Genomic DNA, 261 nt, shown 5'->3' on the forward strand with positions numbered 1-261 from the left:
GGCCTGACCGTCCACGACCTGATGCTGCTGCCGATCGAGCGCATCCGGCGCTTCTTCGACGACATCGTCCTGCCGAGCGCGCTGCTCGACGACGCATTGAAGCTGTTGCTCGCCGAGGTGCGCACGCGCCTGAAATATCTGTGCGACGTCGGGCTCGGCTACCTGACGCTCGACCGGCAAAGCCGCACGCTGTCGGGCGGCGAGGTGCAGCGGATCAACCTGACGACGGCGCTCGGCACGTCGCTCACGAAAACCCTGTTC

1 pseudogene is annotated in these 261 nt (G+C 66.3%); it reads left to right on the forward strand.

Annotated elements, in window-relative coordinates:
• Nucleotides 1-261 (forward strand): annotated as a pseudogene (locus AAEY79_RS15420) (excinuclease ABC subunit A); the annotation flags it as partial.

This window comes from Psychrobacter sp. GW64-MNA-CIBAN-0177, from assembly GCF_040309585.1.
In the GTDB taxonomy this organism is placed as follows: Bacteria; Pseudomonadota; Gammaproteobacteria; order Pseudomonadales; family Moraxellaceae; genus Psychrobacter; species Psychrobacter okhotskensis.